Source organism: Gordonia otitidis NBRC 100426 (assembly GCF_000248075.1).
GTDB lineage: Bacteria > Actinomycetota > Actinomycetes > Mycobacteriales > Mycobacteriaceae > Gordonia > Gordonia otitidis.
Window position 1 is genome coordinate 1 of sequence record NZ_BAFB01000036.1, and the last position, 14,359, is coordinate 14,359.

Sequence of the window (14,359 nt, forward strand, 5' to 3'; positions counted from 1 at the left end):
GTCGGTGATGATCGTCAGCAGCGTATAGATCCGCGCGTCGTAGGGGTCGCGTCCGGCCAGCTCGAGTTCGTCCCTGATCCTGGCGACCGTGTCGCGCAGGATGTGCTTTGTCGGAGCTCCGACGAAGATGGCCTCGGCGTTCTGCGCCGCGAACCGTCGTCCGCGCGGCGACGCGCCTGCCTGGTAGATGACCGGCGAGCCCTGCGGCGACGGTTCGGACAGGTGGATTCCCGGCACGGTGAAGTGGTCACCGCGGTGACCGATGTGATGCACCTTCGACGGGTCGGCGAAGATGCCTGTGCCCCGATCGCGAAGCACCGCGTCGCGTTCCCACGAGCCCTCCCAGAGTTTGTAGAGCACGGTCAGGTACTCGTCGGCGTGGTCGTAGCGGCTGTCGTGCGCGAGTTGGTCGTCATCACCCATGTTGCGAGCAGCCGACGGTAGGTAGCCCGTCACGACGTTCCACCCGATCCGGCCCTTGGTGAGGTGGTCGAGTGTCGAGAGGCGGCGTGCGAACGGATATGGGTGCTCGAATCCGGTGCCCGTGGTGATCCCGAAGCCGAGGTGTTGAGTGGCGTGAGCCATCGCGGAGACGAGCAGCAGCGGGTCGTTGACCGGGATCTGTGCGCCCTGGCGGATGGCCGCCTCGTCGGTGCCCGCGTACACGTCGTAGGTGCCGAGCACGTCGGCGATGAACAGGCCGTCGAAACCCCCGGTCTCGAGCAGGCGGGCGAGGTCGACCCAGTAGTCGAGAGTGTTGTAGTCCCAGGACCGGTCGTCCGGGTGTCGCCACAGACCGGGCGATTGATGGGCCACGCAGTTCATGTCGAACGCATTGAAACGGACACGCCGCCGCGGGGAGGGGCCGGTTGACTCGGCGGGACGATGCGGCGCGGCAGAGTCGTGCACGGTAGAGAAATGATCACTGGTGGACACTCGGTCGATCGTGCGGGCTCCCGGCCAACCCCACCAGGTTTGTGCGCACGGCGGGTCGAAGGGGTACAGATGGGGAGATGAATGCCTCCGAAATTCTTCTCGACGGATTCAGCCGCATCAAGGACGGGGTGCACGGCGTCCTCGACGGGATCGATGAACAGCGACTGGGCCTCAGGGTGGCGCCGGACGCGAACACCATCGCCTGGTTGATCTGGCACCTCACCCGAGTCCAGGATGCGCAGGTTGCCGACGTCGCGGGTCACGATCAGGTCTGGACGACGGGCGGCTGGTACGAGAGCTTCGCCTTGCCGTTCGGTCCGGAGGCCAGCGGCTACGGGCAGTCACCGGAAGAAGTGCGGCGGGTCGTCGCAGAACCGGAGCAACTTCTCGGCTACTACGACGCCACGCACGAGGCAACGGTCGCGTATCTGTCGACGCTCGACGACGACGATCTCGACCGAGTCGTCGACGACAACTGGGATCCGCCCGTCACCCTCGGAGTGCGACTGGTCAGCGTCGTCGACGACGACGCCAAACACCTCGGGCAGGCCGAGTTTCTGCGCGGACTCGACGCCTGACAACAAGGCCTACCCGGTGTGCGAACTACTGGGATACGTTCTGGCTCACGGCTTCCAGCAGCCCTTGAGGGTCTGGAAGTCGCCCGCGAACGAGGTGCCTCCGACGCAGGTGGGTCCGTTCTTGCCGTCGACGGTGACCGTGGCGCCGGGCCCCGCGATGCCGATGGCGAGTCCCGGTTTGATCCCGGTCATGGTGACAGATGCTTTGGGCCCCACGGCAATCGCCGCCGGACCAGCGTAGTTGTCGGCCTTCGATGAAGCCGTGCCGCCGTTGTCCGTGACCGCGAGACTCAGGCCGGTCGCACCCGATTCGGCCGTGCAACTCGACATGGTCGAACTCTGACCGGGCAGTGCCGGGCACACCTGCGGTGCGGCCGCAGCATTCGGTGCGGCGGCGAATGCGATAGCTCCCGCGCCGGCGGTGGTGATCATGGCTCCGAGCGCGATACGGGCTGCGTTCCGCATGGAATTCTCCTTGGTTGTCGGTGGACGATCACCAGCGATTCGGAACAGCGTCCGACGCCGGATGGGAGCCGTCGGGCAGAAATATGGTGTCGGGTCAGATCCACCCGCGGTCACGGGCGATATGGGCGGCTTCACCGCGAGTGGCAGCACCGGTTTTCCCGATGGCAGACGACAGGTGGTTGCGCACCGTTCCAGCGGACAGATGTACCGTGGCCGCGATCGTTGCGACGGTTGCGCCGGACAGCGCTGCACGCAGTACGTCGGTCTCGCGCACTGTCAACGGATTCTCACCGCTGGTGAGGCTTTCTGTCGCAAGCATCGGGTCGACCACGCGCAGGCCTGCGTGTACCCGCCGGACGGCATCGGCGAGTTCGGCTGCCGGGGTGTCCTTGACGACGAAACCCGACGCTCCTGCGTCGATTGCCCGTCGCAGGTATCCAGGACGCCCGAATGTCGTGACGATCAGCGAACGTACCCCCGGCAGTTGTGTGCGAATGGCTGCTGCCGCCTCGATGCCGTTTGCTCCCGGCATCTCGATGTCGAGCAGGCACACCTGCGCATCGGAATCGCGCGCAGCGTCGATCACCTCGTCGCCCCGTCCCACCTGCGCCACGACCTCGAGGTCGGGTTCGAGGTCGAGAAGCGCAGCGAGCGCTCCGCGGACGAGCGCCTGATCGTCGGCGAGTAGTAGCCGGATCGGGTCACTCATGAGATCTGCACCCGCACCGTCATTCCCGTTGAGTCGGAGTCGAAGAGCACTGTGCCGCCTGCCGATTCAACACGTTCGCGTAGGCCGCGCAGCCCATTGCCGTGTTCGGCGTCGCCGAGCCCGCGCCCGTCGTCGTGAACGGAGATCGAGGAGGCGTCGATGCGCACATCGCAGTGCCGCGCTCCGCTGTGTCTGACCACGTTGGTGACGGTTTCGCGCAACACCCAGGCGAACAGTTCGGCGTGATCTGTGGCAACAGTAGGTTCGGGCAGTGTCGCCTCGATACCCGCGGCGCGTAGCGCGCTGTCGGCACCGGCGATGGTGTCGGGGAGATCGGGTGTCCGCATGCGGCCGACGGTTGCCCGTACCTGTGCGAGAGCATCGCGAGTCAGTTGGTTGATCTCGCCCAACTCGCGTTGTGCACGCGGCGGGTCGAGTTCGACGAGTCGCTGTGCGAGTTCGGTTTTCACGCTGATCACCGTCAGTGAGTGTCCGAGGATGTCGTGTACGTCGCGAGCGACGCGTTCGCGTTCGGCGACGATGGCCAGTCGGGCGTCGAGCTCGCGGCGACGTTCTTCCTCACGTTCGCGTTCACCCTCGCGAATGGCGATGAAACGAAAACCGACCATGGTCAATCCGACAGCGAGCAGTACGAGGACGATGCTGGCGTCGGTACTCCAGCCGAACAGGCGTGGCAGCGCAACCGAGGAGACGACGAGGGCGCCGATACAGAGCAATGCCCAGCGTGTGGGAAAGCAGAAGGCGGCGACGACCATCAGGAAAGGCGCTGCGCCGAAGGCATTCTCGTTGATGATGGGCAGCAGCGCCACCATCAGGCAGGTCAGCAGCACGAAGAAGGGTATGCCCCGCAGATCGGTGGCGTTGCGGCCGGTGAGTAGATAGACGCTCGCCCACAGGTATCCGCATGCGAAAACGGTGAGGATCGTGAGTCCGATCGTTTTCGTCACGGTCGAGTGACCGGAGGTGACGACGGCGGTGATCGGGTAGGCGAGGAAGATCATCCAGACAGCGGTGAACACCCAGCGCAGGTTGCGCCAGGGTGCCACCACGTCGCTGGCGAGACCGAACCGCTGCGCCATCATGGGCTCCCGATGGTCATGGGCCTCGTTCTCCTGCTTGTACATCGTTGGTCGGGGCTGCTGCCGTCTGCTACTGGCGTTGCGTACTGCGACTGTAGAAGACCGCGGCAGCAATGGAGAACACAGCGGCCCAGACGACCAGATTGGCGATAGCGACCCAGAGCCCGATATGCGTGCCGTAGACCGTGACACCGTGGTCGAGCGGGTAGCGGGCAAGCGTCACCACTCCGAACATCGGGGTGAACTGGGAGATGGTCAGCATGGTGCCCTTCAGCGGCACGAACACGTTGCCCGCAAAGGCGAGGAGAGCCAGCACGCCACCCATGACCTGCATGGCCCCGTCGGAGCGCATGATGCTTCCGACGGCCAGTCCCAGTGCGGCGAACACCGACGCCCCGATCCACCCGAGCAACAGGCACGCGATCGCGACACCGATGGGTGCGTGAGCGCCGGTGGCCACTCCGGCGATGCAGAGCACCACGATCGGTAGTGCTCCCATTGCCAGGGCCACACCGACTTTCGTGGCCACATAGCCCGCCGGCTGCAGTGGTGTCATCATGAGCGTTCTGGTCCAGCCGGCTTGCTGTTCGATCGCCACCGAGGCCGCGTTCGTGGCTGCGGCGAGGATTGCCCCGTAGACGGCCATACCGATGAGTACGTAGAAGGCGACATTGCCCGATCCCACAGTGTCGTTCGTCTTTTGGGTCGCACCGAAAACGAGATAGAGCAGAGCGGGCATCGCCACGGTGAAGATCATTGCGCGGCGATTGCGCAGCACGCGGCGGATGTCGAGGCGTAGATAGGTGGGTGAGGGGAGGAATCCGCGCAGGGAGTCCGAACCGGACGTGGTCGGAGCGTCGGAAGTGTGCACGTTCATGATGGCGCGCCTTTCGGTGTGCAGGGTGTGTGCGATGGTCGTCGGTCAGTCTGTGGTGAGCGCGACGAACGCGTCTTCGAGGTTGTGGGTTGCGATCTCGAGCTCTCGCGCGTCGGTCGTGGTGAGCAGGCACCGCGCGAGTGCGTCGGAATCGTTCGCGGACAGATAGGTTCGTCCACCACGTCGTTCGACGACCTCGAGGTCGGGAAACTCGCTGGCGACGACAGACACGCTGTCCTCGTCGAGGATCGCCGAGACCACGCGTCGACTGGCGATGTTGCGGATCTCGGCGGTGGAACCGTCGGCGACGATGCGCCCGTGCGACACCATCACGAGGCGGTCGGCGAAATCATCGGCCTCTTCCAGATAGTGGGTGGCGAAGACGACTGTGCGACCGGCGCCGGCGTCGGCGCGGATCGCCGACCAGAAGGCGCGCCGGGATTCGACGTCCATGCCCGCCGTGGGTTCGTCGAGAACGATGAGGTCGGGATCGGGAAGTGTCGCCAACGCGAACTTCAGGCGCTGCTGCTCGCCGCCGGAGCATCGGGAGACCTTGCGTGCCGCGATGTCTGCGACGCCGGCGCGAGCCATTGTCGCCCCGACGTCGCGCGTGCGGCCGTGCAGGTCGGCGATGATCCGCATGGTCTCCTCGACCGTGAAGTCGGGCAGGAGTCCGCCGCTTTGCAGGACCGCGGCGACCCGCCCCGTTCGCGCGGCCTTGCGCGCGGGCAAACCGTCCACCTCGACAGTGCCCGAATCCGGTTGTGTCAGGCCGAGAACCATGTCGAGTGTCGTGGTCTTACCTGCGCCGTTGGGGCCGAGGAAAGCGACGACCTCGCCGGGATCGATCGTCATGCTGAGACCGTCGACGGCGGTGACGTCCGAACCGTTTCCGCTGCGGAAGGTCTTGGTGACGTCGTCGATGACGAGTGCGGGCACGGAGCGAGTGGCGCTCGGTGCCCGAGTCGCGGAGGGATCGATGTTGTTCATGACATCAAGACTGTCGCCTCTGCGGCGTCCGGACTCAGAGCAGATGTCACGTTTCGCCCATGACAATCGTCATGGCCCAGGGGGTCAGCCCACGTGCACGACCGGACGCTCGGCGATGTCGGGCTCGGCTCGTCGAACCACTTCTCGTGTCACGGCGGCGACTTCGCCCTCGCCGATGAACAGGAACCTCAGGAGGTTGACCAGCGGATTGGTCTCGCTCCATTCGAAGTACACATTGGGCACGATGCCGGTCTGCTCCCGGATGGCGAGCAGCGTGGCGGCGATCGTGTTCGGCACCGCGGCGGAATCGACCCAGAGGATTCGGTAGCCGCCCTCCCGATAGCGTCCGTGGATCTCTAGATCGGTGGCGAAGTCCGACGAATCGGTCACGTTCACTTCGAGGAACACGATCTGATCTGCGTCCGGGATGTGGCTTTCGGCCCGCTGTTGCAGTTCTTTGTCGTGGTATTCGTGCAGCGATCGTTCGTCAGGATCGTGGGTGACGATCTGGATCTCGCCGGAGGCGGCGGCCTCGTCGATGATCCGCTGCGCTGTCTCGTCGAAAGTGATCGCGCCACTTCGTAGCTCAAACGATCGATTGATTCGTGATGCGAACGACACGATCAGGATGGCCGCGATGAAGAACGCCGCGACCTGCACTCCCTCTGGGCGTTCGATGATGTTCGCGATCGTCGTGTAGATGAAGATCACCGAGATCGTCGTGAACATCAGGGTGAGCCGCCGATTGCGCCGCTTGCGGACAGAGAGCGTGACAGCGATGGCCGCGGACGTCATCAGTACCAGTACGCCGGTGGCGTATGCCCCGCCCTGGGCGTCGACGTTTGCGTCGAAATAGATCGTGACACCGAAGGCGATGACGGCGAAGACGACGACGAGTGGCCGCGTCGCGCGGGCCCAGTCCGGGGCCATCCCGTAGCGGGGTAGGTAGCGCGGCACCAGGTTCAGCAAACCGGCCATGGCCGAGGCGCCGGCGAACCAGAGGATGAGAATGGTGCTGATGTCGTAGACGGTGCCGAATCCGCTGCCGAGGTAGTCGTGGCCCAGATAGGCGAGAGCGCGACCGTTGGCCTTGCCGCCCGGCTGAAACTCGTTCTCGGGGATGAGGATCGTGCATACGAGGCTGCTGGTGATGAGGAAGACGCTCATGATCAGGGCCGACGTCGTGAGCAGCCGTCGAGTGCCGCGGATTCGGGTGATCGGATGGTCGGGCGGGTCAGCAGGTGAACCGTCGACCTGCGGCATGACCGCGACACCCGTTTCGAAACCGGACAATCCGAGTGCGAGTTTGGGAAACACGAGGACGGCGATCGCGGCCACCATCCACGGATTGCCGTGTTCGGTGAACATTGCCGATTGCCAGTCGATGACCAGATGCGGGGCGTCGACGATGTGCCATAGTGCGGTGGCGATCACGACCAGGTTGAGGCTCAGGTACACGGCAACCAGCGCGACCGCGATGGTGATCGCCTCGGTGAAACCGCGTAGGAACACCGCGGCCAGCAGTGCCAGCAGGATCAGGGTGATCAGCACCGTGTGGTCCGAGAAACCCCGTGGGACGAGTGGATTCTCGACAAGGTGCGCCGTCGCGTCGGCCGCCGACAGGGTCATGGTGATCAGGAAGTCGGTGGCAGCGAATCCGAGGAGGACCAGCACGAAGATCTTGCCACCCCACTTGGGGAGCAGTCGCTCGAGCATGGCTATCGAGCCCTCGCCCTTCGGCGACTTACCTGCGACGTACCGGTAGACAGGGAGCGCCCCGAACAGGGTCAGTGCGACGAGTACGAGCGTTGCAACGGGAGCCACGGTTCCCGCGGCGAGCGCAGCGATACCAGGCTGATAGCCGAGCGTCGAGAAGTAGTCGACACCGGTCAGGCACATCACCTTCCACCAGGGGTGCGTGTGCGATTCCTCGCTCGGGATCCGGTGCGGACCCATCAACCCTGCGGGTTCCGGCGAGATGTCGGACAACAACCATTGCCGTAGCCGGTGTTCGGAAACGTCTGAACTCACTCGTGAACACTAACCGGGTGAGGGCTGGGACGGTATGACAAAGGCGACGTCCACTTTCGGTGATCCGCGAACTGTCGCATATGACCGCTCTTCGACGGGACAAATCGTACAAATCGAAAGTTCCTGTCGTGCAATGGATTCGAAGATCACAAGTTGGTCAATGTGCCGCGCTGGAGACAGCTCCAGTTCATCGGTCGTTTGCCGAGATCTCAGTACAGTTCGCGCGGAGTTGCCGCTGGGGCGACCACCGGCCGTGCGCGTCTGATGCGAGCGGGACCACGTGTGAACACATCTTTGAGGGGACTACATGACCACCAACGAGTCACGGATGCGGCGAGGTGCCGTCGGCGCACTGGCCATCGGCGCCGTCGCGACCGCAGTAGGCCTCGCCGCGGCTCCCGCGCACGGCGACGCCTTCGTCCGCTTGCCGGGAGGAACAGCTACCGGCGACGGGCTCACGCTGACCCGCAGCAACGAGTACGCGCAGATCTCGCCGTCACTCGCGGCCAACGGGCTGGGTCGTACCGCATGGGTGAGCGGCAACATCACCCTGAAGGCGCCCAATCTCAAGCCGTCTCCCGCAGGACCCAACAACGGTCCGCAGGGAGAGTCGGCAGCTCCCGGAACCGGAGGCGTCTCGACTGACGGTGCTGCCGCGACGCTGTCTGTGGGCTACATCGTGGGATGCCAGGTGAACATCGGGTCGATGACGGTTGGTGTCACCGGCAGCCTCAACGCGATCACCGGCGCGCCGACCGGTACCGGCAGCATCAGCCTGCCGATCAGCCCCGGGCAGGTCGTCTTCGCGCAGATCGACTACAAGGACGTCGAGAAGCCGGGTACGCAGTACTTCAACTACGACCGGGTCCAGCTCAACATCAACGGTTGCGCCGGCTACGCGCAGGCCCGCTCGTACGCGGTCGTGGAGACCACCGGCAGCGATCACCAGAAGGTCAACCTCTACGGCAAGCCCTTCTCGATCGGCTGACCGCCCCGCACGACACTCCAACACTCGAGGGAAGAAATGAACATCAGCTTGAAACGGCTCGTCACCATCGGGGCCCCTGCGGCATTCACGACTGTTGCCGCTCTGATGGCACCGGCCATCGCGCACGCCGACGTCCACGTCGCACTGCCGTCACAGACGGATCAGCAGACGCTGGGCGACGGCACCGTCGTCTCCGTGACGCGTAGCAACGAAACCGCCAACATCAATCCGTCACTCGGTGGCACGCCGTTGCACCGCAACGCCTGGGTGTCGGCCAGCTACGCGGTCAAGACCAGCAAGGACGCCAAGAAGATCAAGATCCAGGCCGGGTACATCGTCGGTTGCCAGGTCAACATCTCCGGAGTGACCGGGAGCGGCAACGGTTCGGGTACGGCGACGCCGAGCACCAGCGGCGGCGCTACGGTCACCGGCGCGAGCGCCGGTGCCGGCGGATCGCTGAGCATCGGACCCGGCCAGGCCGTGAACTACTACATCAACGACGTGGAGTCGGCCGACGACTTCGGCTCTGACAAGCACAGCAGCAAGGTCGGCTACAAGAACACCAACCACGCCAAGCTGAGCTACACCAACGAGACGATGCAGGTCAACGGCTGCGCAGGCTATGCGCAGGCGCGGTCGTTCGCCAACGTCTACGTCGTCACCAGCAACGCCGAGCAGGTCGTGACGTTCTATGGGAAGCCCTTCAGCCTCGGATAACCTCTCACCCGAGTCTGGATTCGACGGCCGCGCGGTGCACCTTCGGCTGGGGTGCACCGCGCGGTCATGTCCGGAGAGTGTGAATCGTCGCGGTTGCTCGCTTCCCGTGAGACGATCAGACGATGGCTGACACCGACGCGTCACTGACCGACGAACAGCTCGCAGCACCTATCGACGATGGGGATTCGATGCTCACCGTGGTCATCGCTTTCGCCGCGAATGTTGCAGTCGCCATTGCCAAGACGATCGCGGCAGTCATCACCGGATCGGCATCGATGACCGCGGAGGCCATGCACTCGTGGGCGGATTCGGGCAATGAGATCTTCCTGCTGATCGCGGAGCGTCGAGGTAACCGCGGGAGGACGAGAAGCCACCCGTTCGGTCACGGTCGAGAAACCTACATCTGGTCGATGTTCGCGGCCTTCGGTCTGTTCGCCGTCGGCGCAGCGGTCTCGGTCGTGAACGGCATCACGGCGCTTGTTCATCCCGAGGAGGACACCAACTACACGGTCGGTTACATCGTTCTGGCGGTTTCTGCAGTGCTGGAAGGTATTTCGTTTCTACAATCTGTGCGGCAGGCCAAGGCGGGTGGTCGAAGGCTGTCGATGCACCCGTTGCGCTTTGTCAACAGAACCTCGAACACCACGCTGCGCGCCGTGTTCGCCGAGGACTCTGCGGCGCTGGTCGGTCTCGCGATTGCGGCAGCGGGCATGGCGTTGCATCAGATCACCGGCAACGCGGTCTGGGACGCACTCGGTTCGATCCTCGTCGGCGTACTACTCGGGTTCATCGCCATCTTCTTGATCAGACGAAACAGTGAGTTCCTGCTGGGTCAGGAGGCCATGGCGCCGATCCGCGACGCTATTCTGGTGCGGTTACTCGCCATGCCCGACATCGACCGGGTGACCTACCTGCACGCCGAGTACGTCGGACCGATGGAGTTCTACCTCGTGGCTGCCGTGGACATCACCGGCGACCTGGCAGAACACGACGTGGCATTCCGGCTACGCAGACTCGAGTCGACGATCGAAGAGCAGGACGTGATCGTGGAAGCGGTGCTGACCCTGTCGACTGTCGACGAGCCCTCGCTGGTGCCCGCCGGACGGGTGGGGTAGCGCTCTCCCGAGCCGCCGGCGTTGTCACGGTGCTGCGGGCAGGGGAGTCACCTGGTAGGACAACATTCTCCAGCGGTCCGGGTGCCGGCGCCACACCACGAGCATCGACCACCGCACGCCTGCACTGGCGACTTGCTCAGCTACTTCGGGAGAGGTTCCAGGATCAGCGCCGTCGAGATGACCGCGCAATGTCTGCTTGCCCCAGCAGAGCGCGACGTCGCCGAAGATCTTGACCCGAAGGTCATCGAACTCCATCTCGAGGTCGCGCGAGTTCATGGTGGTGGTGATGTGCTCGTCGGCCGTGATCAGGGTGCCGGGTAATTCGGTACCCAGAAACTCTGGGTCGTGCAGATCGACGAGTTCTTCGAGGTTGCGGGTGAGGATCGCTGCCCGCATTCGCGGATACTCGGCGAGGACCTCGGACACGGCCACGGGATCGTCGACCGGGTTGGCTGACTCTGGATCTGATGACATTGTTTCCTCCGAATCGATTGCGGTGGTCGGGTTCTGGTGTCGAGCGCTGAGCGTCGACGTGGGTTCGGTACTCCGCCGCGTAAATTGGGGCCCATGGAACTGCGAATCTTCACCGAACCCCAGCAGGGCGCCACCTACGCGACGTTGCTCCGCATTGCCCGTGCGAGCGAAGATCTCGGGTACGACGCCTTCTTCCGCTCCGATCACTATCTCGCCATGAACGCGGAGGGGCTGCCGGGACCGACCGATGCCTGGTTGACGCTTGCCGCTCTCGGGCGTGAGACCTCGACGATCAAGCTCGGCACGCTGGTCACGTCAGCGACGTTCCGTCATCCGGGCCAGCTAGCCATCCAGGTGGCACAGGCCGACGAGATGAGCGGTGGAAGAATCGAATTCGGGCTGGGGGCGGGCTGGTTCGCTGAGGAACACGAGGCGTATGCGATTCCGTTCCCTGCCCTCGGTGAGCGATTCGAGCGCTTGACCGAGAACTTGGAGATCATCACCGGCCTGTGGTCGACGCCCGTGGGTGATCTGTTCGACTACAGCGGCAAGCACTTCGAGGTGAAGAACTCGCCTGCACTGCCGAAACCCGTGCAGTCGCCGCGGCCACCGATCATCATAGGTGGGATGGGCAGAAAGCGCACGCCTGCCCTTGCCGCGAGGTTCGCCGACGAGTTCAATGTGCCGTTCGCGCCTGTCGACACCGTGTCCGCACAGTTCGACGTCGTGCGCGAGGCATGCCGCGCAGCCGGTCGCGGACCCGATGAACTCACGTACTCGGCGGCGCTGACGGTGTGCGTTGGCCGCAACGACACCGAGGTGGCGCGGCGTGCCGACGCCATTGGCCGCGAGGTCGGCGAACTGCGCGAGAACGGGTTGACGGGAACGCCTTCCGAGGTCGTGGAGAAGATCGAGACCTACCGAGCCATCGGGGTGAGCAGACTGTATCTCCAGGTACTCGATCTCGACGACCTCGAGCATATCGAACTCATCGCGAATGAGGTCGCGCCGCACCTCTGACGTTCGTCGACGCCGATCAGTGTCGTGGGGCGTCGAAGGAGGTGTGCATCTCCCAGAACAGGATCTCGGTAGGGGCGTCGGAGGTCATCGAGAGTTCGGCGTTGTCGACCGTACGTAGCGCATCGCCCTCATCGAGGGTGATGCGCTCGTTGATCGCCGCCTGCTGGTCGAGCCCGGTGACCGAGATGGTTCCGGAGACGACGAACAGGTGGCCGAACGGTGCGCGCGGAAGCGTGACCGGATGACCAGGTGTGAGCCGCGCGGCATGTAATGCCACGTAGCTGTTGCCGATACGCAATGCGGGGCTGTCGATGTCGCGCTCGAGTCCGGACACGATGGTCACCAGATCGCCGCGTGTCAGCGCAGCGTTGACGTCTACTTCTGCGTAATGCGGAGTGCCCCCGGCGTATTCGGGAGCAATCCACATCTGCACGACGCGAAGTCGCTGGTTCTCCGACCGTGTCGACGCATTGCGTTCGGAATGCCTGATGCCCGAGCCCGCCGACATACGCTGGACGACGCCCGGGGTGAGCACCCCTTCACTCCCGTGTGAATCCTTGTGGTGCAGCGACCCTTCGACGACCCAGGTGACGATCTCCGCGTCGTGGTGCTGATGGGTGTCGAAGCCTGCACCGGCGTCGACGACATCGTCGTTGTGGACGAGGAGCATACCGTGTGCGTTGGCGACGAGGTCGAAGCTGCCCGTGGCGGGAAACGACTGCCGCGAGTCGATGGCCTCGTCGTTCCACATGTGGCGATCGGCCGCGCGGATCAGCCGCCAGGAGGAGGGGGCTTCGGTGGTGTGCTCTGCGCTCATGGTGTCGTCATCTCTGTGTGGAAGTGGATACAACATCGGTGTCATCGACGTTGTCGAGGTGTGTTGTGAGTGTTTCCATGATGCTGCCGAGGTCACTCGCCTCGGCGTCTGACAGCGCGGAGGTGAACAGTCTGTCGACGGCTGCGCCGTGATCGCGTGCGGCTGCGGTGAACGCTGTACGACCGTCGTCGGTCAGCACCGCGTAGCTGCCGCGCTTGTCCTCGGGGACCGCTTCGCGACGCAGCCATCCGCGACGCACCATCGCGTCGATCTGGTACGAGAGCCGCGACGTCGAGAAGACCATGCGGTAGGACAGTTCGCGCATGCGAGCGCGGCCACCGGGGCACTCATGGAGTATCAACAGAACGTGATAATCCGCCAGTGACATTCGGCAGTGCGCTCTTAGTTCGTCGTCGAGCATGGTCTGCATACGAGCGCTGGTCTCCACGAAGAGCCGCCACGCCTGAGCCTTCGACGCGGCGGTCTTCGTCGAGGATTGGTCGGTGGTCATCGATTGCTGGTGTGCGGCATGATCGCGTCGGGCGGCACGACGCCGAGACGACCGGCCTGGAAGTCCTCGATCGCTTCGACGAGTTGCTCGCGGGTGTTCATGACGAACGGTCCGTAGTGTGCGACGGGTTCGCGGATGGGCTGGCCACCTAGCAGCAGGACTTCGAGCGCCGGACGGTTGCTGTCCTGTCCGGGGTGCGCTGCGACGGTCAGTCGATCGCCCTTGCCGAAGACGGCGAGCTGACCTTGTTCGATCGGACGGGCCTCTGCACCAACGGTTCCGCGGCCCGACAACACGTAGGCGAGCGCGTTGAAGTCCTCGCGCCACGGCACCGACACGGACGCGCCCGGCGCGATGGTCGCGTGTGCCACCGTGATCGGGGTGTGTGTGGCGCCGGGGCCTGCGTGGCCGTCGAGTTCGCCGGCGATGATCCGGATGAGGGCGCCGCCGTCGGGGGAGGCAATGAGTTCGACGTTACCCGCCTCGAGGTTCTGGTAGCGCGGGGTGAGGAACTTGTCCTTGGCGGGCAGGTTCACCCAGAGCTGGATGCCGTGGAACAGGCCACCGGACTCGACCAGTTCCGCCGGAGGCGTCTCGATGTGCAGGATGCCGGAGCCGGCGGTCATCCACTGCGTGGCCCCGTTCTCGATCAGGCCTCCGCCGCCGGTCGAATCCTGGTGCTGGAAGCGGCCGTCGATCATGTACGTGACGGTCTCGAAGCCGCGGTGCGGATGCCAGTCGGTGCCCTTCGGCTCGCCCGGCTCGTAGTCGACCTCGCCCATCTGATCCATGTGGATGAACGGGTCGAGGACGGCTGCTGGGACGCCCGCAAAGGCACGGACCACCGGGAATCCCTCGCCCTCGTAGCCGCGCGGGCCACGCGTCAACGACTTCACCGGCCGTTCGGTGGCGTCGAGGGCAGCGGATGTCAGACGAGGCAGGGTAGTGGTATCGGCGGTGATGGCAGGCATCGGGACCTCCTGGTTGGCTGTTTGCTCAAATCTGAGCAACTGCGTGGGTCGACCAGCGGG

General features: G+C 64.5%; 16 protein-coding genes. 5 read left to right on the forward strand and 11 right to left on the reverse strand.

All coding sequences use genetic code 11. The features are described 5' to 3' along the window. Positions 1–909 (reverse strand): NtaA/DmoA family FMN-dependent monooxygenase (locus tag GOOTI_RS03840; RefSeq protein ID WP_007237251.1); only part of this gene is annotated, 909 nt, incomplete at its 3' end. A 104-nt stretch (positions 910–1,013) separates the two neighbouring features. Here GOOTI_RS03840 and GOOTI_RS03845 point away from each other — a divergent pair. Next, the gene (locus GOOTI_RS03845) at positions 1,014–1,514 is read left to right on the forward strand and encodes a mycothiol transferase (RefSeq protein WP_007237252.1); all 501 of its coding nucleotides are present in this window, start codon (positions 1,014–1,016) and stop codon (positions 1,512–1,514) included. A gap of 45 nt (positions 1,515–1,559) precedes the next feature. Here the strand turns inward: GOOTI_RS03845 and GOOTI_RS03850 are convergent, their stop codons facing one another. From GOOTI_RS03850 to GOOTI_RS03875, 6 genes are all read right to left on the reverse strand, one after another. Beyond that, on the reverse strand, positions 1,560–1,979 hold the full coding sequence (locus GOOTI_RS03850) for a DUF6764 family protein (RefSeq protein WP_007237253.1): 420 nt from the start codon (positions 1,977–1,979) through the stop codon (positions 1,560–1,562). Positions 1,980–2,073: 94 nt separating this feature from the next. Next, on the reverse strand, positions 2,074–2,688 hold the full coding sequence (locus GOOTI_RS03855) for a response regulator transcription factor (protein WP_007237254.1): 615 nt from the start codon (positions 2,686–2,688) through the stop codon (positions 2,074–2,076). Then, positions 2,685–3,791 carry a sensor histidine kinase gene (locus GOOTI_RS03860; protein WP_039993346.1) on the reverse strand — a complete coding sequence of 369 codons (1,107 nt, stop codon included), beginning with the start codon at positions 3,789–3,791 and terminating at the stop codon, positions 2,685–2,687. The genes GOOTI_RS03855 and GOOTI_RS03860 overlap by 4 nt, the downstream gene beginning before the upstream one ends. Positions 3,792–3,858: 67 nt before the next feature. Then, on the reverse strand, positions 3,859–4,665 hold the full coding sequence (locus GOOTI_RS03865; RefSeq protein ID WP_007237256.1) for an ABC transporter permease: 807 nt from the start codon (positions 4,663–4,665) through the stop codon (positions 3,859–3,861). Positions 4,666–4,710: 45 nt separating this feature from the next. After that, positions 4,711–5,655: an ABC transporter ATP-binding protein gene (locus tag GOOTI_RS03870; RefSeq protein WP_007237257.1), complete on the reverse strand. Its 945-nt coding sequence runs from the start codon at positions 5,653–5,655 to the stop codon at positions 4,711–4,713. A gap of 84 nt (positions 5,656–5,739) precedes the next feature. Further along, positions 5,740–7,611 (reverse strand): APC family permease, encoded by a 1,872-nt coding sequence (locus GOOTI_RS03875; RefSeq protein WP_007237258.1) that lies wholly within the window; start codon positions 7,609–7,611, stop codon positions 5,740–5,742. A gap of 382 nt (positions 7,612–7,993) precedes the next feature. Here GOOTI_RS03875 and GOOTI_RS03880 point away from each other — a divergent pair, with 382 nt between their 5' ends. The 3 genes from GOOTI_RS03880 to GOOTI_RS03890 all read left to right on the forward strand — a co-directional run bounded on the left by GOOTI_RS03880 (position 7,994) and on the right by GOOTI_RS03890 (position 10,506). After that, positions 7,994–8,674: an MspA family porin gene (locus tag GOOTI_RS03880; RefSeq protein WP_007237259.1), complete on the forward strand. Its 681-nt coding sequence runs from the start codon at positions 7,994–7,996 to the stop codon at positions 8,672–8,674. Between the two features lie 36 nt (positions 8,675–8,710). Beyond that, positions 8,711–9,391 (forward strand): MspA family porin, encoded by a 681-nt coding sequence (locus GOOTI_RS03885; protein WP_007237260.1) that lies wholly within the window; start codon positions 8,711–8,713, stop codon positions 9,389–9,391. 122 nt (positions 9,392–9,513) lie between these two features. After that, a complete protein-coding gene (locus GOOTI_RS03890; protein ID WP_007237261.1) occupies positions 9,514–10,506 on the forward strand; it encodes a cation diffusion facilitator family transporter in 993 nt (330 codons plus the stop codon). A gap of 24 nt (positions 10,507–10,530) precedes the next feature. Here GOOTI_RS03890 and GOOTI_RS03895 read toward each other — a convergent pair whose 3' ends face one another. Beyond that, on the reverse strand, positions 10,531–10,980 hold the full coding sequence (locus GOOTI_RS03895; RefSeq protein WP_007237262.1) for a nuclear transport factor 2 family protein: 450 nt from the start codon (positions 10,978–10,980) through the stop codon (positions 10,531–10,533). A 93-nt stretch (positions 10,981–11,073) separates the two neighbouring features. On the opposite strand from GOOTI_RS03895, the gene GOOTI_RS03900 reads away from it, so the two are divergent. Then, on the forward strand, positions 11,074–12,000 hold the full coding sequence (locus GOOTI_RS03900) for an LLM class F420-dependent oxidoreductase (RefSeq protein ID WP_007237263.1): 927 nt from the start codon (positions 11,074–11,076) through the stop codon (positions 11,998–12,000). 16 nt (positions 12,001–12,016) lie between these two features. Here the strand turns inward: GOOTI_RS03900 and GOOTI_RS03905 are convergent, their stop codons facing one another. From GOOTI_RS03905 to GOOTI_RS03915, 3 genes are read right to left on the reverse strand one after another with little or no spacing between them, the layout of a single operon-like run. Next, positions 12,017–12,817 (reverse strand): pirin family protein, encoded by an 801-nt coding sequence (locus tag GOOTI_RS03905; protein WP_007237264.1) that lies wholly within the window; start codon positions 12,815–12,817, stop codon positions 12,017–12,019. A gap of 7 nt (positions 12,818–12,824) precedes the next feature. Then, entirely contained in the window at positions 12,825–13,328 is a 504-nt protein-coding gene (locus GOOTI_RS03910; RefSeq protein ID WP_007237265.1) for a MarR family winged helix-turn-helix transcriptional regulator, read from the reverse strand. Continuing rightward, a complete protein-coding gene (locus tag GOOTI_RS03915) occupies positions 13,325–14,299 on the reverse strand; it encodes a pirin family protein (RefSeq protein WP_007237266.1) in 975 nt (324 codons plus the stop codon). Before GOOTI_RS03915 ends, GOOTI_RS03910 begins: the two co-directional genes overlap by 4 nt. Between the last annotated feature and the right edge of the window lie 60 nt (positions 14,300–14,359).

Coding starts and splice junctions, on each gene's coding strand:
- GOOTI_RS03845 (WP_007237252.1), top strand. CDS start 1,014: ATGAATGCCTCCGAAATTCTTCTCGACGGATTCAGCCGCATCAAGGAC.
- GOOTI_RS03850 (WP_007237253.1), bottom strand. CDS start 1,979: ATGCGGAACGCAGCCCGTATCGCGCTCGGAGCCATGATCACCACCGCC.
- GOOTI_RS03855 (WP_007237254.1), bottom strand. CDS start 2,688: ATGAGTGACCCGATCCGGCTACTACTCGCCGACGATCAGGCGCTCGTC.
- GOOTI_RS03860 (WP_039993346.1), bottom strand. CDS start 3,791: ATGATGGCGCAGCGGTTCGGTCTCGCCAGCGACGTGGTGGCACCCTGG.
- GOOTI_RS03865 (WP_007237256.1), bottom strand. CDS start 4,665: ATGAACGTGCACACTTCCGACGCTCCGACCACGTCCGGTTCGGACTCC.
- GOOTI_RS03870 (WP_007237257.1), bottom strand. CDS start 5,655: ATGAACAACATCGATCCCTCCGCGACTCGGGCACCGAGCGCCACTCGC.
- GOOTI_RS03875 (WP_007237258.1), bottom strand. CDS start 7,611: ATGGGTCCGCACCGGATCCCGAGCGAGGAATCGCACACGCACCCCTGG.
- GOOTI_RS03880 (WP_007237259.1), top strand. CDS start 7,994: ATGACCACCAACGAGTCACGGATGCGGCGAGGTGCCGTCGGCGCACTG.
- GOOTI_RS03885 (WP_007237260.1), top strand. CDS start 8,711: ATGAACATCAGCTTGAAACGGCTCGTCACCATCGGGGCCCCTGCGGCA.
- GOOTI_RS03890 (WP_007237261.1), top strand. CDS start 9,514: ATGGCTGACACCGACGCGTCACTGACCGACGAACAGCTCGCAGCACCT.
- GOOTI_RS03895 (WP_007237262.1), bottom strand. CDS start 10,980: ATGTCATCAGATCCAGAGTCAGCCAACCCGGTCGACGATCCCGTGGCC.
- GOOTI_RS03900 (WP_007237263.1), top strand. CDS start 11,074: ATGGAACTGCGAATCTTCACCGAACCCCAGCAGGGCGCCACCTACGCG.
- GOOTI_RS03905 (WP_007237264.1), bottom strand. CDS start 12,817: ATGAGCGCAGAGCACACCACCGAAGCCCCCTCCTCCTGGCGGCTGATC.
- GOOTI_RS03910 (WP_007237265.1), bottom strand. CDS start 13,328: ATGACCACCGACCAATCCTCGACGAAGACCGCCGCGTCGAAGGCTCAG.
- GOOTI_RS03915 (WP_007237266.1), bottom strand. CDS start 14,299: ATGCCTGCCATCACCGCCGATACCACTACCCTGCCTCGTCTGACATCC.